Genomic DNA, 22,426 nt, shown 5'->3' with positions numbered 1-22,426 from the left:
TCCCGCACAAGCGCCCGCGCAGTCTGCTGTGGTTCGTCCGGTCATGATCCTTGCTGGCGGAACCGGTGGGCATATCTTCCCGGGCCTGGCCGTGGCCAAGGTGCTGCGCGCGCGTGGCGTGCCGGTGACCTGGCTCGGTGCCGATGGCGCGATGGAAACCCGCCTGGTGCCGCAGCACGATATCCAGCTCGACACGCTGGCCATCACCGGGCTGCGCGGCAAAGGCATCGTGAAACTTCTCGGCGCGCCGGTCCGGGTGATGCGCGCGGTGCGCGCCGCCGGCTTCGTACTGCGCAAGCGCCAGCCGCGTGCGGTGATCAGCTTCGGCGGATTTGCGGCCGGCCCGGGCGGCCTGGCTGCTCGTCTGCTCGGCGTGCCATTGCTGGTGCACGAACAAAATCGCGCACCCGGCATGACCAACAAGGTGTTGTCGCGTTTCGCGCGTCGCGTGTTGACCGGTTTTCCGGGCAGCTTCGCTGGCGAAGAAGCGGTGGGCAATCCGGTGCGCGCGGAAATCGCAGCGCTCCCCGTGCCGGCTCTGCGCCTCGTCGGTCGTGGTGGCCCGGTACGCATGCTGGTCCTCGGCGGCAGCCAGGGTGCACGCGCATTGAATCAAGCTGTGCCGGCGGCACTGGCGGCACTCGGTCACCCGGATGTCGACGTGCGTCATCAGTGCGGCGAAAAGCTGCGCGCCGAAGCCGAAGCGGCGTACGCGCAGGCCGGCGTCAACGCCAGTGTCGAACCCTTCATCGCTGACATGGCGGCTGCTTACGCCTGGGCCGATCTGGTCGTGTGCCGTGCTGGCGCATCTACGCTGGCTGAACTGTGCGCCGCCGGTATCGGCAGCGTGCTGGTGCCCTTCGCTGCAGCGGTGGACGATCACCAGACCCGCAATGCCGAATACCTGGTCGGCGCCGACGCCGCCGTGCTGCTCAAGCAGGACGACACCCTGGCCGTGCGTCTGCAGCAGGTCTTGCAGACCTTGCTCGCCGACCCCGCGCGCCGCCTGTCGATGGCACAAGCCGCCCGCACCTTGGCTAAACCGGATGCCGCCGAACACATCGCCGACATCATTCTTCAAGAGGCCGGGAGTGGAGATTCGGGATTGGGGATTCGTACAGAGCAACAGCACAAGCAGGACAGCATGCAGAAATCCGTTAATGGCGACCACTCCGCGCAGTTGATCGCCACCAATCTCCAATCCCGAATCCCCAATCCCGGCACCTCCGCAGGAGGTGCAGCGTGATCCGCCGTCTGCAGGACAGCGGCGATCTGGTGCGCGCCTTCCCGCGCGTGCATTTCGTCGGCATCGGCGGCACCGGCATGAGCGGCATTGCCGAAGTGATGCTGACGCTGGGCTATGAAGTCTCCGGCTCCGACAACTCCGATAACGCGGCCACACGTCGGCTGGCCAAGCTGGGTGCGCGGGTGATGCGTGGGCATTCGGCGGCCAATGTGCTCGGCACCGATTGCGTGGTGGTGTCCAGCGCGATCCGCGAAGACAACCCCGAGCTGATGGAAGCGCGCAGCCAGCGCATTCCGATCATGCCGCGTGCGGCGATGCTGGCCGAGCTGATGCGCTTCCGTCGCGGCATCGCGGTGGCCGGCACGCACGGTAAGACCACCACCACCAGCCTGGCGGCGGCCGTGCTGAGCGAAGGCGGGCTGGATCCGACCTTCGTCATCGGCGGGCAGTTGCTGGCTGCCGGTGCCAACGCCAAACTCGGTGGCGGCCAGTGGCTGGTGGCCGAAGCCGACGAGAGCGATGGCAGCTTCCTGCGCCTGAACCCGTTGATGGCGGTGATCACCAATATCGATTCGGATCACCTGGAAAACTACGGCAACGATTTCTCGCGCATCCAGGCGGCATTCGCAGAATTCCTGCAGCGCCTGCCGTTCTACGGTCTGGCGCTGCTGTGCATCGACGACCCGGAAGTAGCGGCACTGGCCAGCAAGACGCCGCGCCACGTGATGAGCTACGGCATGAGCGAAAACGCCGACGTGCGCGCCGAAGATGTGGTGCAGGATGGCCCGCGCATGCGCTTCACGCTGCGCCTGCCCGAGGGCACCACCACACCGGTGACGCTCGCACTGCCGGGCCGTCACAACGTGCTCAATGCGCTGGCAGCAGCGGCGATCGGTTGGCAATTGGGCGTGGCGCCGGAAACCATTGCGCGTGCGCTGGAAAACTTCGCCGGCATCGGCCGTCGCTTCAACGATCTGGGCGAAGTCACCACCAGCACCGGTGCACGCGTGCGCGTGGTCGACGATTACGGCCACCATCCGCGCGAGCTGGAAGCGGTGTTCGCCGCAGCCCGCGGTGGCTGGCCGGACAAGCGTCTGGTGGTCGCATTCCAGCCGCATCGTTACAGCCGTACCCGCGATCAGTTCGATGCCTTTGCCGCGGTGTTGAGTACCGTCGATGCGCTGGTGTTGAGCGAGGTCTACCCGGCCGGCGAAGCGCCGATTCCTGGCGCCGATTCGCGTGCGTTGGCGCGTGCCATCCGTGCGCGCGGCCGCAGCGAGCCGGTGGTGGTCGGCCAGATTTCGGGCCTGGCCGAAGTGTTGCCGGACGTGCTGCAGGACGGCGATCTATTACTGATGATGGGGGCCGGCGATATCGGTTACGTGGCCCAGCACATCATCAATAACGGCTTCACCGGAGCGGCTGCATGAGCGCGACGGTCGCCAACGTGCGCGGCACCGATCCGGCTGCGTTCGGCCGTGTCGCCGTGCTGCTCGGCGGTACCTCGTCCGAGCGCGAAGTGTCGTTGAACTCCGGCAGCAACGTGCTCGATGCATTACGCGCACGCGGTGTCGATGCGCAGCCGGTCGACGGCATTCCGGCACTGGCGCAGGCCCTGGTCGAAAAACGTTTCGACCGTGTCTTCAACGTGCTGCACGGCCATAACGGCGGCGGCGAAGACGGCATCGTGCAAGGCCTGATGGAAGCGTTCAAGGTGCCGTACACCGGCTCCAACGTGCTCGGCTCGGCGCTGAGCATGGACAAGATCCGCACCAAGCAGGTGTGGCTGTCGCTGGGCCTGTCCACACCGCGCTATGCGCGTTTGGCCGCCGGCGCCAGCGCCGATCAAATTCATGCCGCCGCACAGCAGATTGGCCTGCCGGTCATCGTCAAGCCGGCCAACGAAGGCTCCAGTGTCGGCATCAGCCGCGTGTTCGACCAGGCCCAGCTCGAAGAAGCCGTGCTGATGGCGGCGCGTTACGACGGCGCGCTGCTGATGGAGCAGCTGATCGAAGGCGACGAACTTACCGTGGCCGTGCTCGGCGAGGTCGCGCTGCCGTCGATCCGCATCGTGCCCAAGGGCCAGTGGTACGACTACAACGCCAAGTACGTGGCCGACGATACCCAGTACCTGTGCCCGGGCCTGGAAGGCGATGCCGAAACGCAGATCCGCCAGCTCGCACTCGACGCCTTCCGCGCTGCCGGCGCACGTGGCTGGGGCCGCGTCGACGTGATGCGCGACCGCGCCAGCGGCCAGCTGTATCTGCTTGAAGTGAACACCGCTCCGGGCATGACCAGCCACTCGCTGGTGCCCAAGGCCGCGCGCCAGCTCGGTATCGATTTCGAAGAACTGGTCTGGCGCGTGCTGGAGCAGACGCTATGAAGACGGGATTGGGGAATCGGGAATCGGGAATCGCAAAAGCGACAGCCGGCAGTGCGCCGCTGTTGACGATTCCCTATTCTCGATTCCCCATTCCTGCGCGCGGAGCGCGCCCATGAACGCCACCCTGCGCATCCTGGCCTGGTTGATCGCGGTGACGCTGGTCGCGTTGCCTGTGGTGGCCGTGCTCAATGGCTGGGTCGGCGCCGAGCGTTGGCCGTTGGCGCGGTTGCGGGTCTCCGGCGACTTCAAGCGGGTGCCGGCCGAAGAGCTGCGTGCGGTGGTGCTGCCGTATGCGCGCTCGGGTTTTTTCGCAGTGAAATTGCAGAACGCGCAGGACGCCATCGCACGGTTGCCGTGGGTGGAAAGTGCGCAGGTGCGCAAGCGTTGGCCGGACGTGCTGGAAGTGCGCGTCACCGAGCACAAGCCGTTCGCGCGCTGGGGCACCGACCGCATGTTGTCCGAGCAGGGCCGGCTGTTCCGCACCCCGCCGTTGTTGAAGGACTTCAAGCTGCCGCAACTCGGCGGCCCGGACAGCAAGACGCAGGACGTGGTGGCGCTGTACAACGAATCGCGCGCGCTGTTCGCCCCGACCGGGCTGGATGTGGAGCGCCTGGAAATGGACGCACGCGGCAGCTGGTCGCTGGGACTGAGCAACGGCGTGCAGATCGTGATCGGCCGCGACGATGCACGCGCCCGTCTGCAACGCTTCGCCCGCGTGTTGCCGCAACTGGCCGACCCGCAACGCCCGATCGCCCGCGCCGACCTGCGCTACACCAATGGCTTTACGGTCGAACGAAAAATGGAAGAGGGCTTGCCGGAAACCAAGAAAAAGGTGCCGCCGGCTGCGCCTGCCGCACACCACACGGTTGTTCTGGAATTGCCCCGTAACCGTAGACCGATCTTCTCCAATCCCGAATCCCGAATCTCGAATCCCGGCTTTAAGACATGAACCGCAAAGGCGACAAATCCCTCATCGTTGGACTGGACATCGGCACCTCCAAGGTCGTCGCGCTGGTCGGCGAGTACTCGCCCGGCAATCCGATCGAAGTGATCGGCATCGGTTCGCATGAGTCGCGCGGTCTCAAGCGCGGCGTGGTGGTGGATATCGAATCCACCGTGCAGTCGATCCAGCGCGCGGTGGAAGAAGCAGAGCTGATGGCCGGCTGCGAAATCCGCTCGGTGTACGCATCGATCTCCGGCAACCACGTGCAGTGCAAGAACTCGCCCGGCATCGTGCCGATCCGCGACGGAGAAGTGACCTGGAGCGATCTGGAGCGCGTGCTGGATGCGGCCAAGGCCGTGGCCATTCCTGCCGACCAGCGCATCCTGCATGCGATCCCGCGCGAATACGTGCTGGACGATTCGCAGGAAGGTATCCGCAATCCGGTCGGCATGACCGGCGTGCGCCTGGAGGTGCATGCGCATCTGGTGGTATGCGCGCAGTCGGCCGCGGCCAACATCACCAAGTGCGTGCAGAAGTGCGGCTTGCAGGTCGACGATCTGGTGCTGTCCTCGCTCGCATCGTCGGTGGCGGTATTGACTGCCGACGAGCGCGAACTGGGCGTGGTGCTGGTGGATATCGGCGCCGGCACCACCGACCTCGCCGTCTACGTGCAGGGCGCGATCTGCCACACCGCATCGCTGCCGATCGCCGGTGACCATGTCACCAACGACATCGCGCACATGCTGCGCACGCCGACCCCGGAAGCCGAGCAGATCAAGGTGCGCTATGCCTGCGCACTGGCGCAGCTGGCCACCGCCGAAGAAAGCATCCAGGTGCCCTCGGTCGGCGATCGCCCGCCGCGCCGCATGCCACGGCATGCGCTCGCGCAGGCAGTACAGGGCCGTTACGAAGAAATTTTCGAAATGGTGCAGGCCGAATTGCGCCGCTCCGGTTTCGAGGAGATGGTGCGCGCCGGAATGGTGCTCACCGGTGGCGCGTCGAAGATGGAAGGCGTGGTCGAACTGGCCGAAGAAATGCTGCAGATGCCGGTGCGCGTGGGCATTCCCCAGCACGTCACCGGCCTGGGCGAAGTCGTCGGCAACCCGGTGCACGCCTCCGGCGTGGGCCTGTTGCTGATGGGCAGCCAGATCGAACACCCGCGTCGTCCGTCGATCCCGACCGGACGTGCCGGGAGTTTGTTCAAGAAATTGAAGAACTGGTATCGCGGCGAATTCTGAGGGGCCGGGATTGGGAATTCGGGATTTGGGATTGGTAAGAGCGAAAAGAAAAAGCAGAGTGGCAGCAAAGATCAAGTAGAGAGCGGCGAGCGGGTAGGCGGTAAACTTTTTTGCAGGCATTGCGTCGAGGAGTAGGTGAGGTGAGTCGTAGAGCGCAACAGCGCATCTACGGTCCCGCACACGAATCCCGACTTTCAAACAACAACACTCGCCGTGGTGCGGAGTGGACAGGGACCAACGCTTTTGCGAATCCCAATCCCCACTCCCCAATCCCGGCTCAAGAGGACACTGACATGGCACATTTTGAACTGATCGAAAAGATGGCTCCCAACGCGGTAATCAAGGTCGTTGGCGTGGGCGGCGGCGGCGGTAACGCGGTTGCACACATGGTCAACACCAACGTCGATGGCGTGGAATTCATCACCGCCAACACCGACTCGCAGGCGATCAAGAACTGCGGCGCCAAGTTGCAGCTGCAGCTCGGCACCAATGTCACCAAGGGCCTGGGCGCAGGCGCCAATCCGGAAGTCGGCCGTCAGGCCGCGCTGGAAGATCGCGAGCGCATCATGGACGCGCTGCAGGGTGCGGACATGGTGTTCATCACCGCCGGCATGGGCGGTGGCACCGGCACCGGTGCAGCGCCGGTGGTTGCACAGCTTGCCAAGGAAATGGGCATCCTGACCGTGGCCGTGGTCACCAAGCCGTTCCCGTTCGAAGGCCGCCGCCGAATGCAGGTTGCGCTGAAGGGCATCGAGGAACTGAGCCAGCATTGCGATTCGCTGATCACCATTCCCAACGAAAAGCTGATCACCGTGCTCGGCCGCAACGCCACCATGATTCAGGCGTTCCGCGCTGCCAACGACGTGCTGCAGGGCGCCGTGCAGGGCATCGCCGATCTGATCGTGCGTCCGGGTCTGATCAACGTCGACTTCGCCGACGTGCGCACCGTGATGTCGGAAATGGGCCTGGCCATGATGGGCACCGGTTCGGCACGCGGCGACGATCGCGCGCAGGCCGCTGCCGAAGCCGCCATCCAGAACCCACTGCTGGACGATGTGAACCTGGCCGGCGCCAACGGCATCCTGGTCAACATCACCGCCGGCCCGGACTTCACCATGGCCGAGTTTGACGAGATCGGCCGCACCATCGAAGCGTTCGCTTCGGAAGATGCCACCGTGGTCGTCGGTACCGTGCTCGACCCGGACATGCAGGACGAAGTGCGCGTCACCGTGGTCGCCACTGGCCTGAACCGTGCGGTTGCACGTCAGACCCAGCGTCCGGACCAGCGCGCGCCGATCAAGCTGGTGCGCAACGCCACCACCGGCCAGCCGGAATTCGGCGATTTCGAAACCAGCGGCGATGCGGTGTCCAAGGCCGTTGGCGGCAGCATGGGCCTTGGCCTGCGTCGTCCCAGCAGCGACTCGGTCGGCAGCAGCAACACCAACGGCGGCGGTTCCTCTGCGCCGGCGGCAGACCTGCCCAACGACTACCTGGATATCCCGGCGTTCCTGCGCCGCCAGGCAGACTGACGCTTCACTGCGATGCCACCTTGGTGGCGCCGCCCGCAATGCCCCGAGGTTCGCTTCGGGGTTGCAATGCCATGTCCTCTTTCTGCCGGATCGACGCGTTGATCCGGCAGCTTTTGCAGTGGCGTGACCGGTCGATTACAGTTGCCGTCACGCGTGACTTGTTAAAATTCGGATAATCTCAACGATTGGACAGCCGGTTCAGCGCCTGTCTGCATTGTTCATCCAGACTTCGCATATGACCCAGCAACGCACTCTCAAAAACACCATTCGTGCCACCGGCGTCGGCCTGCATAGCGGCGACAAGGTGTATATGACGCTACGACCGGCTCCTGTCGATCATGGCGTGGTGTTCCGGCGTGTGGACCTGGAACCTGTCGTCGAAGTCCCCGCCGATGCCGAGCTGGTCACCGAGACCACGCTGTGCACCGGCTTGACCTGCAATGGCGCCAAGATCCAGACCGTGGAGCATCTGATGTCGGCATTGGCCGGCCTGGGTGTGGACAACGTCATCGTCGAACTGTCTTCGGCCGAGTTGCCGATCATGGATGGCTCGTCCGGCCCGTTCGTGTTCCTGCTGCAGTCGGCAGGCATCGTCGAGCAGAACAAGGCCAAGCGCTTCATCCGCATCAAGCACACGGTGGAAGTGCGCGAGGGCGACAAGGTCGCGCGCTTCGAGCCATACGAGGGCTACAAGCTCGGTTTCACCATCGAATTCAATCACCCGATGATCCCGGCCAAGCAGTCGCGCCAGGAAATCGAGTTCTCCACCTCGGCTTACGTCAAGGAAATCTCGCGCGCCCGCACCTTCGGCTTCATGCGCGACCTTGAGTACATGCGCGAGCGCAATCTGGGCCTGGGCGGTTCGATGGACAATGCCATCGTGCTGGACGAGTTCCGCGTGCTCAACGAGGACGGCCTGCGGTACACCAACGAATTCGTGCGGCACAAGATCCTGGACGCCATCGGCGATCTGTATCTGGCCGGCGGTGCCATCCTGGGCGCCTACGAAGGCTTCAAATCCGGCCACGCGCTCAACAACAAGCTGGTGCGTGCGCTGCTGGCCGATCAAGCCGCCTGGGAATGGGTCAGCTTCCCCGAAGGCAGCGTGCAGCCGCCGGTCACCTACGCCAGCCCCGTCTACGCCTGATGTCAGGGAATGCCTTAGTTGGCGTTCGAAGTGTGAACTCCGTCGGATTTCCGGCCCGTTCTTAACGTTTATTTAAGACTTCTCTAACTCCTGCGTGGCCTATGCCCGCTAGGATGCGTCGGGTCGTGTGCGGTCTTCGCAATTCTTTCACGCACCGGCGGCCGTTTCGAAAAGGCGGCACGGACATCACCGCTTGGTCGGTGGAACGTCCTGCAAGGAGGCCAAGGCGTCGCGCAGTCCTTTGTGCGTCGCCTCGGAGACAGGGCGTGGACTCTCACGGTTCTGCGGCATTGGGGAATGCAGCGGGGTCGTGATGGTCTTGATGGTCACTGCGGTGGCCTTCAGTCCGATGGATCGGGCGGCATCCAATAATTGGGTCTCGGCAAGCCGCAACTTGGCATGCCAGACAGGTGAATCAACCAGAAAAACGAGCTGTTCGCCTCGGACATTGGCCAACCGGCAACGGGTGGCCAGATGAGGCGGTAACAGGGGGCGCAACTGCCGGTCCAGCGCATCGAGCCACAAGGCGCGACGCAAGGGGTCGCCAGCCTTTTCACCCAACGCGGCTTCGATGGCCGGTTGTGGAGCGGAAGGGTTGCGTGCGTTGGACTTGGGCTTGGACATGACACTCATATGGCGTTGAAGAAAGTTGTAATCAAATCTCGGCAAACCCGGACCCAGCGTGTGGTCCGACAGTTCCAGGGCTTCGCCGCAGATCGACCGATGGTAGTCCTCGGCGCGGTGTTGGGCTTGGGGATGTTGATCGGCGTCGGTGCCAGCACCGCCACCGGCATGGTGACCAATTCCGCGCTGCAGGCCAAGGTTGCGCAGCAGCAGGTCGAGCTGGCCCAGGCGCAGCGCGCTTCGCAGGCGCAGGTCAATGCACTGGCCGCGCGCATGGGTGAGCTGCAGGCGCAGGCCACCCGCCTCAATGCCTTGGGCGAGCGGCTGACCGAAATGGGCAAGTTGAAGGACGGCGAGTTCGACTTCGATGCGCCGGTCGGCGTCGGTGGCGGCGATGAGCCGGTCAGCGACATGCCGGTGGAATCGCTCAAGGAGACCCTAGGGCAAGTGGAACAGCAGTTCTCCGCCTCCGGCCAGCAATTGAACGTGCTTGCCTCGCTGATGTTCGATCATCAGCTCGAGCAGAATTCGGTGCCCTCGCGGATGCCGATCCGCAACACCTACATCACCTCGGGCTTCGGCGGCCGCGCCGATCCGTTCGACGGCGGTTCGGCCTTCCACAAGGGTGTGGACTTCCATGCCAACGTGGGCGACCCGGTGATGTCGGTCGCCGATGGCGTGGTCAGCTACGCCGGCGTGCGCGGCGGCTATGGCAACGTGGTCGAAGTGGACCATGGCAATGGTTACGTGACCCGCTACGCGCACAACTCGCGGCTGGTGGTGAAGGTGGGCGATCTGGTGCGCGCCGGCCAGCAGGTGGCCAGGGCCGGTTCCAGCGGCCGTTCCACCGGCGCACACGTGCATTTCGAAGTGTGGGCGGACGGGCGGGTGGTCAATCCGCGCAAGTTCCTGGGTGACACCAACACGCCGGTGGGACGCCGCGGGCGCGGTTGACGAAGGCGCGCTCAGCGCTTGATTCGTGAAGGCCCGCCCCAAGCTACAATAGGGTGTTGCCATCGACAGGGCGCAGTGCGCCCTGTTTCGTTTACGGCGGCCGGGTCTTGGGGACCGGCGTCGGTCAAACCGTTCCTTTTCAACCGGTTTCTTCAATGATCAACAGTCTGCTTACCCGTGTCTTTGGCAGTCGTAACGAACGCCAGCTGCGCCAGCTCACCCGCCTCGTCACCCAGATCAATGCGCTGGAGCCGACGATCGAGAAGCTCTCCGACGCCGAGCTGCAAGCCAAGACCCCGGAGTTCAAGCAGCGACTTGCCGCCGGCGAGTCCCTGGACAAGATTCTTCCCGAAGCCTTTGCGGTCTGCCGCGAGGCCAGCCGCCGCGTGCTCGGCATGCGTCATTACGATGTGCAGCTGATCGGCGGCATGGTGTTGCACCTGGGCAAGATCGCCGAGATGCGCACCGGCGAAGGCAAGACCCTGGTGGCCACGCTGCCGGTGTACCTCAATGCGCTGCAGGGCGAAGGCGTGCACGTGGTCACGGTCAACGACTACCTGGCGCGCCGCGATGCCGCGCAGATGGGCAAGTTGTACAACTGGCTGGGCCTGAGCGTGGGCGTGGTGTATCCGGGCATGCCGCACAGCGACAAGCGCGAGGCCTACGGCAACGACATCACCTACGGCACCAACAACGAATTCGGTTTCGATTACCTGCGCGACAACATGGCGCTGTCGCGTGCAGACCGCTATCAGCGCAATCTGCACTACGCGATCGTCGACGAAGTCGACTCGATCCTGATCGACGAAGCGCGCACCCCGCTGATCATTTCCGGCCCGGCCGACGAATCGCCGGAGCTGTACATCCGCGTCAACCGCATCGTGCCGCAGCTGACCAAGCAGGAAAGCGAAGAGGGCGAGGGCGATTACTGGATCGACGAGAAGGGCAAGCAGGTGCACCTGTCCGAAGCGGGCATGGGCCACGCCGAAGAACTGCTGATGCAGGCCGGTATTCTCGAAAATGCCGAAGATGGCCTGTATGCCGCGCAGAACCTGAGCGTGGTGCATCACCTCAACGCCGCACTGCGTGCGCATGCGATCTACCAGCGCGATGTGGATTACATCGTGCGCGATGGCGAAGTGGTGATCGTCGACGAATTCACCGGCCGTACGCTGTCAGGGCGTCGCTGGTCCGATGGCCTGCATCAGGCGGTCGAGGCGAAGGAAGGCGTGCCGGTGCAGCGCGAGAACCAGACGCTGGCCAGCATCACTTTCCAGAACCTGTTCCGCATGTACAAGAAGCTGTCCGGCATGACCGGTACGGCCGACACCGAAGCCTACGAATTCCAGAGCATCTACGGCCTGGAAGTGGTGGTGATTCCGACCAACCGCCCGACCGTGCGCAAGGACCATCCGGACCAGGTCTTCCTCAACCGCAAGGGCAAGTTCAACGCGGTGCTGGCCGACATCGAAGACTGCGCCAAGCGCGGTCAGCCGGTGCTGGTGGGGACCACCTCGATCGAAACCTCGGAGATGCTGTCCGAGCATCTGCGCAATGCAGGTGTGAAGCACGAAGTGCTCAACGCCAAGCAGCACGAGCGCGAAGCCACCATTGTGGCCAACGCCGGCCAGCCGGGTGCGGTGACCATTGCCACCAACATGGCCGGTCGCGGTACCGACATCGTGCTGGGCGGTTCGCTGGAAACCGAGCTGCACGGCATGGGCGAGGACATCAGCGACGAGCAGCGGCTGCAGGCCAAGACCGAATGGCAGCGTCGGCATGACGCGGTCAAGGCGGCCGGCGGCCTGCATATCATCGGTACCGAGCGGCACGAGTCGCGCCGTATCGACAACCAGTTGCGCGGCCGTGCCGGTCGTCAGGGCGACCCGGGTTCCTCGCGCTTCTATCTGTCGCTGGAAGACAACCTGATGCGCATCTTCGCCTCGGACTGGGTCCAGAAGGCGATGCGCATGATGGGCATGAAGGAAGACGACGTCATCGAAGATCGCCTGGTCAGCCGGCAGATCGAAAAGGCGCAGCGCAAGGTGGAAGCGCACAACTTCGACATCCGCAAGAACCTGCTGGATTTCGACGACGTCAACAACGATCAGCGCAAGGTGATCTACGCCCAGCGCGACGAATTGCTGGATGCCGAATCGGTCAAGGACAACGTCGACGGCATCCGTGGCGATGTGATCTATGACCTGGTCGCCCGCTTCGTGCCGCCCAATTCGGTCGACGAGCAGTGGGACCTCAAGGGTCTGGAAGCCACGCTGGAATCGGAACTGGGCATGCCGCTGGCGCTGAGCGAGATGGCGCGCACGCAGGAAGAACTGGACGCCGAGCAGATTGCGGCCAAGGTGCAGGCGGCGGTGGATGCGCACTTTGCCGAGAAGGAAGCGGCGGTGGGCAACGACACCATGCGCGCGTTGGAGAAGCACGTGATGCTGACCGTGCTCGACCAGGGCTGGAAGGAACATCTGGCCAAGATGGATTACCTGCGCCAGGGCATCTATCTGCGCGGTTACGCGCAGAAGCAGCCCAAGCAGGAATACAAGAAGGAAGCCTTCGAGCTGTTCTCCGAGATGCTGGAGAACGTCAAGCGCGAAGTGATCAACCTGCTGGCGCGCGTGCGCATTCGCAGCGAAGAAGAAGTGGCCGAGCTGGAAGAGCAGGAGCGTCTGCAGGCGCAAGCGCGCTTGATGGCTTCGCAGTTCCAGCATCAGGACGCGGGCGGTTACGGTGCCGACGAGGAAGTGGAACAGATGCAGGCCGGCAACGCACCGGTGCCGGTGTCGCAGGTGACCCGCGACGAGCCCAAGGTGGGCCGTAACGACCCGTGCCCCTGCGGCAGCGGCAAGAAGTACAAGCACTGCCACGGTCAACTCAGCTGAGCTGAGTTGACCGTGGTGCAGCCCGCTTGGCGGGCTGCACACCCAGTGTCCGCGTAGCGGACGCTGGGTGCACGGTGTTCCTCCGATCCCCGCGCCTTTGGCGCGCCCCCTTACCAAGGGGGCTCTACTGACGAGGGGATTCGTGGGGCTTGTTGAGAAGCGGGAATTGTTTGGACAGCGGGATTGAATGTCGGAGGCTGGGTGCAAGGCCCTGTCCCCAGATTCCGTTTGCGTTTGGCGAACTAGCCACCAAGAGCGTTGCTTGCAGAGTCGGTGGCGTTTGTTTGGAAAGCACGGCTGAGGGGCGAGGAGGGCACGCTTGGCGGGCTCTACCCCGGTGAGCGTCAGCGCGGCAAGTCCGCTTTACGCCCATACATCGCACGCTTTTACATCTCTTGTGGCGCCGACTGTGCCGTCCGCATAGAAACATGCGCCGCCTTGCGTGACTGTATGACTGCGGGGCGTATGCTCATTCCACGTCTTGCGTGGAGTGCGGTCATGTCGCTGTCCAGCCAGCAACTGAAGGTGTTCGTGCCTGCGCGCGACTACGCGTTGTCGCAGCGGTTCTATCGCGCGCTGGGCTTCGTGCAGGAAGACGAGGTAGGTAACGTGACCTGCTTCCGGCATGGCACGCACTGCGCGTTCTTGTTGCAGGATTTCTATCTGCGCGAGCTGGCCGAGAATCTGATGCTGCACCTGTGGGTGGACGACGCCGATGGCTGGTGGCAGCACGTGCACGACACCGGGCTGGGCGAGCAGTTCGGGGTGACCTGCAGTGCGCCGGAAGATCGACCATGGGGCGCACGCGATTTCACCTTGCACGATCCCAGCGGAGTGCTCTGGCGCATCGGGCATCCGCTGTAGGGCCGGGATTAGGGATTAGGGATTGGCAGAAGCACATATGCTGGGCTTTGACCAATCCCGAATCCCCAATCCCCGCCCTCAAGCGATTGCACTGAACGGCTCACTCGCGGCACTCTTGTGCCCATGCCCGATTCTCTAAGATCCATCCACGTCGTTGCCGGCGTGATCACCGATCCCCGCGGCCGCATCCTGCTGACCCGCCGTACCGAAACCCGTGACATGCCCGGCCTGTGGGAGTTTCCCGGCGGCAAGCGCGAACCTGGCGAAACCTCCGAACAGGCGCTGGTACGCGAGCTCAATGAAGAGCTCGGTATCGAGGCGCAGGTGGGCGAGTGGCTGATGGATGTGCCGCAGTTGTACCCGGACAAGCGGCTGCGTCTGGAAGTGCGCCACATCACCGCATGGAAGGGCAGCCCGCGCGGGCGCGAAGGCCAGGCGATGACCTGGGTGGCCGCAGACAAGCTGACCCGCTATTCGATGCCGCCGGCCGACGTGCCGGTGGTCGGTGCGTTGCGCCAGCCCGACCGCTATCTGATCACGCCCGAACCGGATGACGAGATGCTGTGGCTGGAAGGTCTGGAGCGTGCGCTGCAAGAGGGCGTTACGCGCATCCAGTTGCGTGCTCGCCAGGCCGAGCCCGCGCGTTGGCTGGCATTGTTGCAACAGGTGATGCGCCTGCGTGGTCGTGCGCGCGCGCAGTTGCTGCTCAATCGCGACATCGCGCTGGCCGGCGAACTCGGCATCGGTGTGCATCTGGGATCTGAGCAATTGGCCGCACTGCAACAGCGCCCGCTGCCGGCCGAACAGCTGGTTGCCGCCTCGTGCCACGGACTGGAAGATCTGCGTCACGCACAGCGGCTCGGCTGCGATTTTGCGGTACTGGGTCCGGTGCAGACGACGCCCTCGCATCCGGGTGCGACACCGTTGGGATGGGACGGTTTCGAAACCTTGCGCGAGCAGGTCTCGCTACCGATCTACGCACTCGGCGGCATGCAGATCGACGACCTGCGTGAAGCACGCTCGCATGGCGCGCAAGGTATTGCGGCGATTCGCTCGCTCTGGCCGCAGTGATTGCACCGTCGGCGACCCTGGTGGTGTTCGGCGGATTGCCGGGCGTCGGCAAGAGTTCCATTGCGCAGCTGCTGCTCACGCACTGCAATGCGATGTATCTACGCATCGACACCATCGAGCAAGCGCTGCGCGACAGCGGTGCACTCGCCCACGACGTCGGGCCAGCCGGCTATCTGATTGCCTACGCCATTGCAGAGGCGAATCTGCGCCAACGCCAGGTGGTGGTTGCCGATAGCGTCAATCCCTTGCCGGTCACCCGCGAGGCATGGCGTGGCGTGGCGCGTCGCACACAAAGCCGCCTGCTGGAGATCGAAGTGGTGTGCAGCGATCGCGACGTTCATCGGCAGCGCGTGGAATCGCGGCATAGCGAAATCCCCGGACTGCGCACGCCGGAGTGGTCGTCCGTACTTGCGCATGACTATGTAGCCTGGACCGAGCCGCATTGGGTGATCGACAGCGCGGTGCTGAGTCCAGAGCAAGCGGTTGCAGAGATCATGCGTCGGTTTGCTGCTTAGTCTGAAAGCGTTTGGCGAGCTGTGTGCCTACGTGCGGACAACGTCATTTGAGAGGGCTGTTCGAAGCAGAGACGGTCATGGCAGCCCACGCGTGCGATAGATAGATGCAATCTCGCTGCCATTTTGAGAACTGCTGACAGTGCGTAGCGAGCAGTCGTGATGCAGGTGTGGGGGGCATCACAGCGCGGTAGATGCCGATTCCGAGGGCTGGCAGCGATGAGTGCAGTCGTTTATGGGCGGCTTTAAAACGTCACCCAGAAGCAGTTGTACTGCCGGCGCAGGCGCAGCACGCTGCGTGCGGGGGTGCCGCTGGGGAGGTTCTGTTCCAGGCGCAGGCCCCACGGTCGTGGGCGTCCCGGGGGGGCGGGAAGCGGGGCGTCGATGGCGCTGCCGTCCAACGATGGAGCGGCTGTGGCTGTGCTGCCGGCTTCGGCTTCCCAGGTTGGTGTCTCGCTTTGCGGGTACATCGGGACGATATCCAGCAACGGGCGTTGCACGATGGCTTCCAGGCGGCTCAAGACCTGGTTGGCAGCGGCATCGGACTGCCCGCTCCAGAGGTAGAGGCTGGAGAGCCGGTTGACGTCGCGGCCGTCCACCGCCAGTTGCAGCAATGACACCAGTTCGCTTAGCCGACGCGGGCAGCCGTAGCGATACAGGCCGGTGTTGCCCTGCGTGCGCGTGGCCGGTGGCGGACGCGCAGCGGCGCCGACGTCTTCGCAGCGGCGGTCGGTGAACATGGTCTGCCCATCCGGCGTGACGCAGCGGCGGATCTCCTGCGCCTGCACGCGCATGGCGGAGCCAAGGCAGAACAACAGCAACAAAGGCAGCAGGAGGCGATGCATCAGCGCAGCGTAGCGGGGGGCGTGTGAGCTGGCGAGATACGTGCGCGCGCAGACGTGCATGCGATACCGGCCGGTCACGCGTTCAACCTCGGCAGCACGCGTGCGCATCAGGGCCTGCGCGTCGGTGTGGGACGTGCTGTGGTTGTGATGCAAGGCCGGCCAAACGCGCGCCAGCAGCGCACGCGCGCGCAAAGCCCGCACTCAGCGCCCGATCAGCTGCAACACCTGCGTGGTCGGCTTGGCCAGGTTGAGCGTGTAGAAGTGCAGGGCCGGCGCGCCGCCGGCGATCAGGCGTTCGCATACCGTGGCCACCACTTCCGCACCGAAGGCGCGCACCGCATCGGCATCGTCGCCGTAGGACTGCATCTTCTTGCCGATCCAGCGCGGAATCTCCGCACCGCATTGCTCGGAAAAACGCCGCAGCTGCGAGAAATTGGAGATCGGCATGATGCCGGGGATGATCGGGATCTCCACGCCCATGCGCTGCACCGTGTCGCGGAAATGAAAGTACGCGTCGGCGTTGTAGAAGTACTGGGTGATCGCCGCATCGGCGCCGGCATCCACCTTGGCCTTGAAGTAACGCAGATCGCTCAGCGCATCGGTCGCCTGCGGATGGGTTTCCGGGTACGCACCGACTTCGATACGGAACGCATCGCCGTGTTCGGCGCGGATGAAGGCAATCAGGTCCGAGGCATAGCGCAGGTCGCCCGGATGGCCCATGCCCGAAGGTAGATCGCCGCGCAGCGCGACGATGCGTGTGCAGCCGATCGCGCGATAGAGTTTGAGCAGTTCGCGGATTTCCTCGCGGCTGCCGCCGACGCAGGACAGATGCGGGGCGGCTTCGAAGCCATGCTTCTGCTTGAGGTGGCGCACTGTCTCGGAGGTGTAGCTGAGCGTGGAGCCGCCGGCACCGAAGGTGCACGACACGTACTCCGGCGCGTAGCCCTTCAACCTGGCCGCGGTGCGGTCCAGCTGCGCGCGCTGGTCGTCGGTCTTGGGCGGGTAAAACTCGAAACTGAGATGCGTCATCGCGGCGGGTCCGGCAGAGCGTGCGCGCATAATATCGCTTCATCGCGATGAATGCATATTTGGTTGCGGGCGTCCCGATTTTCGCGTTCGCCTTCATGTGGGCATCCGGGTGCAAGCGTGATATCCGCATGGCTGCGGCTGCTTGCGCGAGGGCATCACTGGGCGGCGCACGCGGTAAGCTTCCGGCACCCCCACGCCACTTGATCGGAGCGCAACATGCAAGAAGAGGAAATGGATGTCATCGCCGAATCGTTGGGCCGCATCTGGGTCGCGCTGGCGCGCAGCGTCGGCGACCTGGCGCTCGCCCTGGCCGAGCAACCCGGTGTGGATGGCGACAAGTTGCTGAGCGACTTCGCTGCGCGCCTGCCCTCCGGGCAGGACGACGGCACCTCGAAGGTGTTCGAGGCGATTCGCCAGTACATCGACCAGGGCGTCGCTCCCAGCGAGGAGTGATGCGTGCCACGCGCGTCTGCGTCGGTGCAGGCGCGCGTGGCGATTCATGTGGTCTTGCGCTGCGCAGCATCGCTGCCGACCTGCGCCAAACGTTGACGCCTGCATGCCTACACTGGGCGCACTTTCTACGGAGCGCCTTGCATGAGCGACACCACGATGACCGCCATCGCCATCCGCGATGGCAAGGGCGATGCGGATGCGCTGTACGTCAGCGAGCAACCGCGCCCGCGTCCCGCGCCGGGGCACGTGTTGATCCGCGTGCACGCCGCCGGCATCAATCGTCCCGATCTGCTGCAACGTGCCGGCCACTATCCGCCGCCGCCCGGCGCGCCGGAGACCCTTGGCTTGGAAATCGCAGGTGAAATCGTGGAGCCGGCTGGGCGCTGGAAAGTGGGCGATCGCGTGTGTGCATTGCTGGGCGGCGGCGGCTACGCGCAGTACGCAGCGGTCGACGCGCGCCATGTGCTGCCGATTCCGGCCGGCATGGATCTGGTGCACGCCGCCGCATTACCGGAAACCATCTTTACCGCCTACGCCAACCTGTTCGAGCACGGCCGGCTCGCGGCCGGCGAGTGGCTGTTGCTGCATGGCGCCACCTCCGGGATCGGCGTCACCGCGATCCAGATGGCCAAGGCCGCCGGCGCGCATGTATTGGCTACCGCACGTTCGGCGGGCAAGGCGGCACAGGCGCGCGAACTGGGCGCCGATGTGGCGATCGACTCCACTGCCGAATCCTTTGTCGCCGTAGCCAAGGCGCACGGCGGTGTGGATGTGTCGCTCGACATGGTGGGCGCTGCGGTGTTCGCCGATACCCTGGAGGCGCTCAATCCGCGCGGGCGCATCGTCTACATCGCCTCGCAGGCCGGCTCGACCATCGAGGTACCGATTCCGCTGCTGATGCGCAAGCAGGCGATCCTCACCGGCTCGACGCTGCGCCCGCGTAGTGCCGACGAAAAGGCGCGTCTGGCGGCGGAAGTGGAGCGCGTGGTGTGGCCGTGGATCGCGCAGGGCAAGCTGCGCGTGCTGCTCGACAAGCGCTTCCCGCTGAGCGAGGCCGCTGCGGCGCATCGCTATCTGGAACAGGGCAGCCACCTGGGCAAGGTGGTGCTGGAGATGTGACTGCCTGCGGTCAGCTGCCTGGCATGCGGGCGCGTGTCAGGCAGCCGACTCCTGTCGCGGCGTGAGGTTGTCGGATAGCGCATTGCAATGCGCACCCAAGCGGGTTTGTGTATGGATCAATCCACCGGACGCCGGCTTCACGATGCTTCAACGCCAGGCTGTCTTTGCCGCCGGGCCGGCCGTAGCCGACCCCTGATCGGGCGTGCCTGGCTCCAGATCGGACCACACCCGCACATAGCCGAGCGCGCCGAGCACGGAGTCGTAAAAGCGCGCAGCAATGGCCGTCCTTGCGCGGCCACCACGCGCCGCAGGTATAGCAAAACAAGCAGGAGCGATGTCTCGCGGCGAGCCGCACCCTGACCGTACACTGCGTGCTCGCGTGCAGGGCTGCGGAGCTGCATTGCGCCATTGCCGCGTTGGCCCCGCGCAATCGCTTGCTTCATGCGATCGAAGCGGCGCTGTCACTTCCACATCAGCACGAAGGTTTCGATGAAGCATCCAGACGCATTGCGCATTGCCCTTGTCGGTATCGGCAAGATCGCCCGCGACCAGCATGTGCCCACCATCGCCGCGCGCGAGGATGTGCAGCTGGTCGCCACCGTGAGCCGTCACGGCACGGTCGATGGCGTGCCGGCCTATCACACGTTGGAAGAGGCGTTTGCTGCGCATCCGCAGATCGAGGCAGTGGCGTTGTGCACGCCACCGGTCGGGCGTCATGCGCTTGCCCAAGCCGCACTGAGCGCTGGCCGCCATGTGTTCCTGGAAAAACCCCCCGCCGCCACGCTCGCAGAAATCGATGATCTACGTGCAGTGGCGCAGCGTGCGCAACGTAGCCTGTTTACCAGCTGGCATTCGCGGTGTGCCGCCGCTGTGGAGCCTGCGCGGGCGTGGTTGGCCGACAAGCAGATCCTGCGCGCGCACATCACCTGGAAAGAAGACATTCGTCATTGGCATCCGGGGCAGGACTGGATTCTGGAGCCGGGCGGCATGGGCGTGTTCGATCCCGGCATCAATGCGTTGTCCATCGTCACGCATCTGTTGCCACGCCCCTTCGCGCTGCGCGAGGCCGAGTTGCATACGCCGGCAAACCGCCAGGCACCGCTATATGCCAAGCTCGCCTTTGTCGATACTGCGGGTGTGCCGGTGACGGCCGAATTCGACTTCCTGCAAACCGGTCATCAGCGCTGGGATATCGAGGTGGAAACCACCGCAGGCCTGCTCATGCTCAGCGAGGGCGGTGCCAAGCTAAGCATCGATGGGCAGGCGCAGGCAGTGGATGCGGCCGGCGAATATGACGGCTTGTATCGGCGCTTTGTGCAGCTGGTGCGCAGCGGCGAGTCGGAAGTGGATGTCGCGCCATTCGTGCACGTGGCCGACGCGTTTCTGCTGGCTGCACGCAAGGTTACCGCGCCGTTTGCCTGGTAGTCGGCCGCGCTCTCCAGGGTGCTGCAGCATTGCAAACACCGGCCATTGGCCGGTGTTTTTTTTCTGCGTCAGAGACCGCGCGTTTGCACGAGCGTATTCCAGCGAATCGGTAGCAAACGCCTCGGGTCGACACTTCTGCTGCCGGCATGTCTCAGCGACTGTCCAGCACCGCCTCGTCCTGCCCGACCGTGGCGGTAGTGGTCACGCCATTGGCTGAAGTGGAACGACTTGCAAGCTTGTGCATCGCAGGTGCGATCTGCGCGCGGAAGCGCCTGACCACCCATGCCTCGTCCAGCAGCGCAAACGCAAAGAAGCCCAGCAAGGTACCGGCTACCAGCGTGGGTGCGTGCGCAAACGTGCCGGGCAGCAACAGGCTCAGCCACAGAAAGATATTGGGCGAGGTCTGCAGCAGATGGATGTCCGATGCGATGGCCGCACTGATGCGCTTGCCGGTCACCACCTGGTGCGCGTGCAGATACAACGCGCTGCCCACGCGGCATGCCATCAATAGCGTAAACGGCAGCAGCAATGCAGCCCATGCCTGCCAGCCGCCATGCAGCAATGCATCGGCCAGCGCCGCTCCGTCGGCGCGCGGCGAAACCAGCAAGGCCATCGGCACCATCGTCAATGAGCCAACCCAGCCCCAGTTGGTTGCGAGCTTGCCGGCCGCGATCGGGCGCGTACGCCGCCATCCTTGAGCGAGCAAGGAGGGCAACGCCAAGGCAAGCAACAGCACCACGAAGAAGCGCTCCAGCGCATGCGCGTTGCCCAGTACTTCACGGTGGTCCACATACAAGACCAATAACAGCACCGGCAGCAGGATCGACAGCACCAGTGTGTAGCGTGCCGCAAAAAAGTAATCGCCACCGCGCGCCAGCGAGAAGGTCGGTACCGACAAGGCGGGCGGCACGATCAGCAGCAAGCCGATCACATGGATCCATTCGTTCTGGAACTGTGTGAGCAGGAACATGGCACACAGCGCGCGTGCCACGCTGATGATGCTGAGTGCGATGTTTTCCGGACCTCGGGTCAGGCGCAGTGCGCCCGGTTCGATACGCAGCGACAGGAAGAAGGCATTCGCTGCCAGCAGCGCGACGATGGCGGTGGTGGTGACGACATGCGGAAGACTGACGCCCAGGCACGACAGTGCGAAGCCGCTGATTGCCGCGAGCAACATCCATTGCAATAGGCGGATCTCGGTCTGCTCGCCCAGATAATTCATGCGCGAGGAGCTGCGCGCCGTCATCTGCTTGAGTTCGTCCCACGACAGCGGGCGCGAATTGGGCAGGCGGAAGTCGATGTACTCGGCAGGCGGCAGGCCAGAGGCAATCAGCGCGAACACCTCGACGATGTACTTGTGCGCCACCACCAGGACCTGCTTGCCTTGTCGATCCAGCGGTGCCAGCACGGTGTCGTAGTAGTGCTTGCAACGCGCATACATGTCCATCCAGTGTTCGCCATCGGGTGGCGCTCCATCGGCGTCGTGAAAGCAGGCGTCGTAGAGACGGTGGCCGATCGACTTCTTGATCAAGGTCTTGTTCTTGCCGGCAAAAATGCCGAAATCGCGCTCCACCAAGGCGGCGCTCGAGCGCACCTGCGGGTTGCCTTGCGCACCCTCCAAGATGATGGCCGCTGTGGCCTGTGCACGCTCCAATGTGGACACATGCACTTCGTCGAAACGTAATGCGCGCTGGCACACGTAGCGTGCTGCCTGCTGTGCCTGGCGGCGGCCGAGCTGCGTGAGCGGTGAGTTCTGCGCACCGGCAAAATAGTTCTGTTCGTTGGCGAGCGACTCACCATGGCGCACGAAATAGAGAGGCATCGCATTGCTCCGGTCTGCTGCATAGTTCATCGAGACTGAGGCGTCGCTGCCTGAAGCAAGGCGGCGTCGCCTCATCGGGGGATAGCTGCGGCGCATGCGATGTGCTGATGACACTGCATGCGTCGAGTTGCCCCCGTAGGTCCGGCGAACAAGCGGCTTCGTTGCAGTCGTGAGATTTCTTTTTTCAATCAATGCGAGTTGAACGCGAGCGCGCGTTGATGGTGCTGCGATATTTCGCTCCTTCTGCGTTGCCGCATCACGTGTGCGAGCGTTACTGAAAACATAGGAAAACTACGCAAATTATTCGGGAGATAAAAAATCATTCGCG

19 protein-coding genes and 1 pseudogene are annotated in these 22,426 nt (G+C 64.2%); 15 read left to right on the top strand and 5 right to left on the bottom strand.

All coding sequences use genetic code 11. The features are described from left to right. Window positions 1-43: 43 nt before the first annotated feature. The 7 genes from murG to lpxC all read left to right on the top strand — a co-directional run bounded on the left by murG (window position 44) and on the right by lpxC (window position 8,486). Window positions 44-1,246 carry an undecaprenyldiphospho-muramoylpentapeptide beta-N-acetylglucosaminyltransferase gene (gene murG / locus AC1PLU_RS18665; protein ID WP_481108552.1) on the top strand — a complete coding sequence of 401 codons (1,203 nt, stop codon included), beginning with the start codon at window positions 44-46 and terminating at the stop codon, window positions 1,244-1,246. Continuing rightward, entirely contained in the window at window positions 1,243-2,676 is a 1,434-nt protein-coding gene (gene murC, locus AC1PLU_RS18660) for a UDP-N-acetylmuramate--L-alanine ligase (RefSeq protein WP_023902728.1), read from the top strand. Before murG ends, murC begins: the two co-directional genes overlap by 4 nt. Continuing rightward, the gene (locus AC1PLU_RS18655; protein WP_481106948.1) at window positions 2,673-3,629 is read left to right on the top strand and encodes a D-alanine--D-alanine ligase; all 957 of its coding nucleotides are present in this window, start codon (window positions 2,673-2,675) and stop codon (window positions 3,627-3,629) included. Before murC ends, AC1PLU_RS18655 begins: the two co-directional genes overlap by 4 nt. Window positions 3,630-3,741: 112 nt before the next feature. Beyond that, window positions 3,742-4,578: a cell division protein FtsQ/DivIB gene (locus AC1PLU_RS18650; protein WP_481093519.1), complete on the top strand. Its 837-nt coding sequence runs from the start codon at window positions 3,742-3,744 to the stop codon at window positions 4,576-4,578. Continuing rightward, window positions 4,575-5,810, top strand: coding sequence for a cell division protein FtsA (gene ftsA / locus AC1PLU_RS18645; protein WP_003485272.1), 1,236 nt, complete (start codon window positions 4,575-4,577; stop codon window positions 5,808-5,810). Before AC1PLU_RS18650 ends, ftsA begins: the two co-directional genes overlap by 4 nt. Before the next feature lie 293 nt (window positions 5,811-6,103). Then, a complete protein-coding gene (gene ftsZ, locus AC1PLU_RS18640) occupies window positions 6,104-7,339 on the top strand; it encodes a cell division protein FtsZ (RefSeq protein WP_074056691.1) in 1,236 nt (411 codons plus the stop codon). A 235-nt stretch (window positions 7,340-7,574) separates the two neighbouring features. Further along, complete coding sequence (lpxC, locus tag AC1PLU_RS18635; protein ID WP_006448956.1) at window positions 7,575-8,486, top strand: UDP-3-O-acyl-N-acetylglucosamine deacetylase; 912 nt, start codon at window positions 7,575-7,577, stop codon at window positions 8,484-8,486. 186 nt (window positions 8,487-8,672) lie between these two features. Here lpxC and AC1PLU_RS18630 read toward each other — a convergent pair whose 3' ends face one another. Next, window positions 8,673-9,119: a DciA family protein gene (locus tag AC1PLU_RS18630; protein ID WP_481108551.1), complete on the bottom strand. Its 447-nt coding sequence runs from the start codon at window positions 9,117-9,119 to the stop codon at window positions 8,673-8,675. On the opposite strand from AC1PLU_RS18630, the gene AC1PLU_RS18625 reads away from it, so the two are divergent. The 5 genes from AC1PLU_RS18625 (at window position 9,120) to AC1PLU_RS18605 (ending at window position 15,408) form a co-directional block, all read left to right on the top strand. Then, the gene (locus AC1PLU_RS18625; protein WP_006448958.1) at window positions 9,120-10,064 is read left to right on the top strand and encodes a M23 family metallopeptidase; all 945 of its coding nucleotides are present in this window, start codon (window positions 9,120-9,122) and stop codon (window positions 10,062-10,064) included. A gap of 155 nt (window positions 10,065-10,219) precedes the next feature. After that, window positions 10,220-12,958 (top strand): preprotein translocase subunit SecA, encoded by a 2,739-nt coding sequence (gene secA / locus AC1PLU_RS18620; protein WP_481106947.1) that lies wholly within the window; start codon window positions 10,220-10,222, stop codon window positions 12,956-12,958. A 498-nt stretch (window positions 12,959-13,456) separates the two neighbouring features. Continuing rightward, a complete protein-coding gene (locus tag AC1PLU_RS18615; RefSeq protein WP_023902735.1) occupies window positions 13,457-13,822 on the top strand; it encodes a VOC family protein in 366 nt (121 codons plus the stop codon). Between the two features lie 123 nt (window positions 13,823-13,945). After that, the gene (locus AC1PLU_RS18610) at window positions 13,946-14,893 is read left to right on the top strand and encodes a Nudix family hydrolase (protein ID WP_481106946.1); all 948 of its coding nucleotides are present in this window, start codon (window positions 13,946-13,948) and stop codon (window positions 14,891-14,893) included. Next, a complete protein-coding gene (locus AC1PLU_RS18605; protein ID WP_481106945.1) occupies window positions 14,890-15,408 on the top strand; it encodes a P-loop nucleotide/nucleoside kinase family protein in 519 nt (172 codons plus the stop codon). Before AC1PLU_RS18610 ends, AC1PLU_RS18605 begins: the two co-directional genes overlap by 4 nt. 242 nt (window positions 15,409-15,650) lie before the next feature. On the opposite strand, the gene AC1PLU_RS18600 is transcribed toward AC1PLU_RS18605, so the two are convergent. Together AC1PLU_RS18600 and metF are read right to left on the bottom strand one after the other, a co-directional pair. Continuing rightward, complete coding sequence (locus AC1PLU_RS18600; protein ID WP_481108550.1) at window positions 15,651-16,310, bottom strand: hypothetical protein; 660 nt, start codon at window positions 16,308-16,310, stop codon at window positions 15,651-15,653. Window positions 16,311-16,451: 141 nt separating this feature from the next. Further along, complete coding sequence (gene metF, locus AC1PLU_RS18595) at window positions 16,452-17,279, bottom strand: methylenetetrahydrofolate reductase [NAD(P)H] (RefSeq protein ID WP_104552285.1); 828 nt, start codon at window positions 17,277-17,279, stop codon at window positions 16,452-16,454. Between the two features lie 216 nt (window positions 17,280-17,495). Here metF and AC1PLU_RS18590 point away from each other — a divergent pair, with 216 nt between their 5' ends. After that, window positions 17,496-17,732 carry a hypothetical protein gene (locus tag AC1PLU_RS18590; RefSeq protein WP_023903043.1) on the top strand — a complete coding sequence of 79 codons (237 nt, stop codon included), beginning with the start codon at window positions 17,496-17,498 and terminating at the stop codon, window positions 17,730-17,732. 141 nt (window positions 17,733-17,873) lie between these two features. Further along, window positions 17,874-18,851, top strand: a complete 978-nt coding sequence (locus tag AC1PLU_RS18585) for an NAD(P)H-quinone oxidoreductase (protein WP_104552280.1) — start codon at window positions 17,874-17,876, stop codon at window positions 18,849-18,851. Between the two features lie 133 nt (window positions 18,852-18,984). On the opposite strand, the pseudogene AC1PLU_RS18580 reads toward AC1PLU_RS18585, so the two are convergent. Continuing rightward, window positions 18,985-19,166: pseudogene (locus AC1PLU_RS18580) on the bottom strand (hypothetical protein); the annotation flags it as partial. Window positions 19,167-19,340: 174 nt separating this feature from the next. Here AC1PLU_RS18580 and AC1PLU_RS18575 point away from each other — a divergent pair. Next, window positions 19,341-20,276, top strand: coding sequence for a Gfo/Idh/MocA family protein (locus AC1PLU_RS18575; RefSeq protein ID WP_481106944.1), 936 nt, complete (start codon window positions 19,341-19,343; stop codon window positions 20,274-20,276). A gap of 151 nt (window positions 20,277-20,427) precedes the next feature. On the opposite strand, the gene AC1PLU_RS18570 is transcribed toward AC1PLU_RS18575, so the two are convergent. Beyond that, window positions 20,428-22,098: a histidine phosphatase family protein gene (locus AC1PLU_RS18570; protein ID WP_481106943.1), complete on the bottom strand. Its 1,671-nt coding sequence runs from the start codon at window positions 22,096-22,098 to the stop codon at window positions 20,428-20,430. Between the last annotated feature and the right edge of the window lie 328 nt (window positions 22,099-22,426).

It is taken from the genome of Xanthomonas sp. NCPPB 2933 (assembly GCF_056725225.1).
This window is presented reverse-complemented; position numbering and strand designations above follow the sequence as displayed.

Coding starts and splice junctions, on each gene's coding strand:
- ftsZ (WP_074056691.1), top strand. CDS start 6,104: ATGGCACATTTTGAACTGATCGAAAAGATGGCTCCCAACGCGGTAATC.
- AC1PLU_RS18585 (WP_104552280.1), top strand. CDS start 17,874: ATGAGCGACACCACGATGACCGCCATCGCCATCCGCGATGGCAAGGGC.
- murG (WP_481108552.1), top strand. CDS start 44: ATGATCCTTGCTGGCGGAACCGGTGGGCATATCTTCCCGGGCCTGGCC.
- AC1PLU_RS18575 (WP_481106944.1), top strand. CDS start 19,341: ATGAAGCATCCAGACGCATTGCGCATTGCCCTTGTCGGTATCGGCAAG.
- AC1PLU_RS18600 (WP_481108550.1), bottom strand. CDS start 16,310: ATGCACGTCTGCGCGCGCACGTATCTCGCCAGCTCACACGCCCCCCGC.
- AC1PLU_RS18570 (WP_481106943.1), bottom strand. CDS start 22,098: ATGCCTCTCTATTTCGTGCGCCATGGTGAGTCGCTCGCCAACGAACAG.
- ftsA (WP_003485272.1), top strand. CDS start 4,575: ATGAACCGCAAAGGCGACAAATCCCTCATCGTTGGACTGGACATCGGC.
- AC1PLU_RS18590 (WP_023903043.1), top strand. CDS start 17,496: ATGCAAGAAGAGGAAATGGATGTCATCGCCGAATCGTTGGGCCGCATC.
- AC1PLU_RS18655 (WP_481106948.1), top strand. CDS start 2,673: ATGAGCGCGACGGTCGCCAACGTGCGCGGCACCGATCCGGCTGCGTTC.
- AC1PLU_RS18630 (WP_481108551.1), bottom strand. CDS start 9,119: ATGAGTGTCATGTCCAAGCCCAAGTCCAACGCACGCAACCCTTCCGCT.
- AC1PLU_RS18610 (WP_481106946.1), top strand. CDS start 13,946: ATGCCCGATTCTCTAAGATCCATCCACGTCGTTGCCGGCGTGATCACC.
- AC1PLU_RS18650 (WP_481093519.1), top strand. CDS start 3,742: ATGAACGCCACCCTGCGCATCCTGGCCTGGTTGATCGCGGTGACGCTG.
- lpxC (WP_006448956.1), top strand. CDS start 7,575: ATGACCCAGCAACGCACTCTCAAAAACACCATTCGTGCCACCGGCGTC.
- metF (WP_104552285.1), bottom strand. CDS start 17,279: ATGACGCATCTCAGTTTCGAGTTTTACCCGCCCAAGACCGACGACCAG.
- AC1PLU_RS18615 (WP_023902735.1), top strand. CDS start 13,457: ATGTCGCTGTCCAGCCAGCAACTGAAGGTGTTCGTGCCTGCGCGCGAC.
- AC1PLU_RS18625 (WP_006448958.1), top strand. CDS start 9,120: ATGGCGTTGAAGAAAGTTGTAATCAAATCTCGGCAAACCCGGACCCAG.
- secA (WP_481106947.1), top strand. CDS start 10,220: ATGATCAACAGTCTGCTTACCCGTGTCTTTGGCAGTCGTAACGAACGC.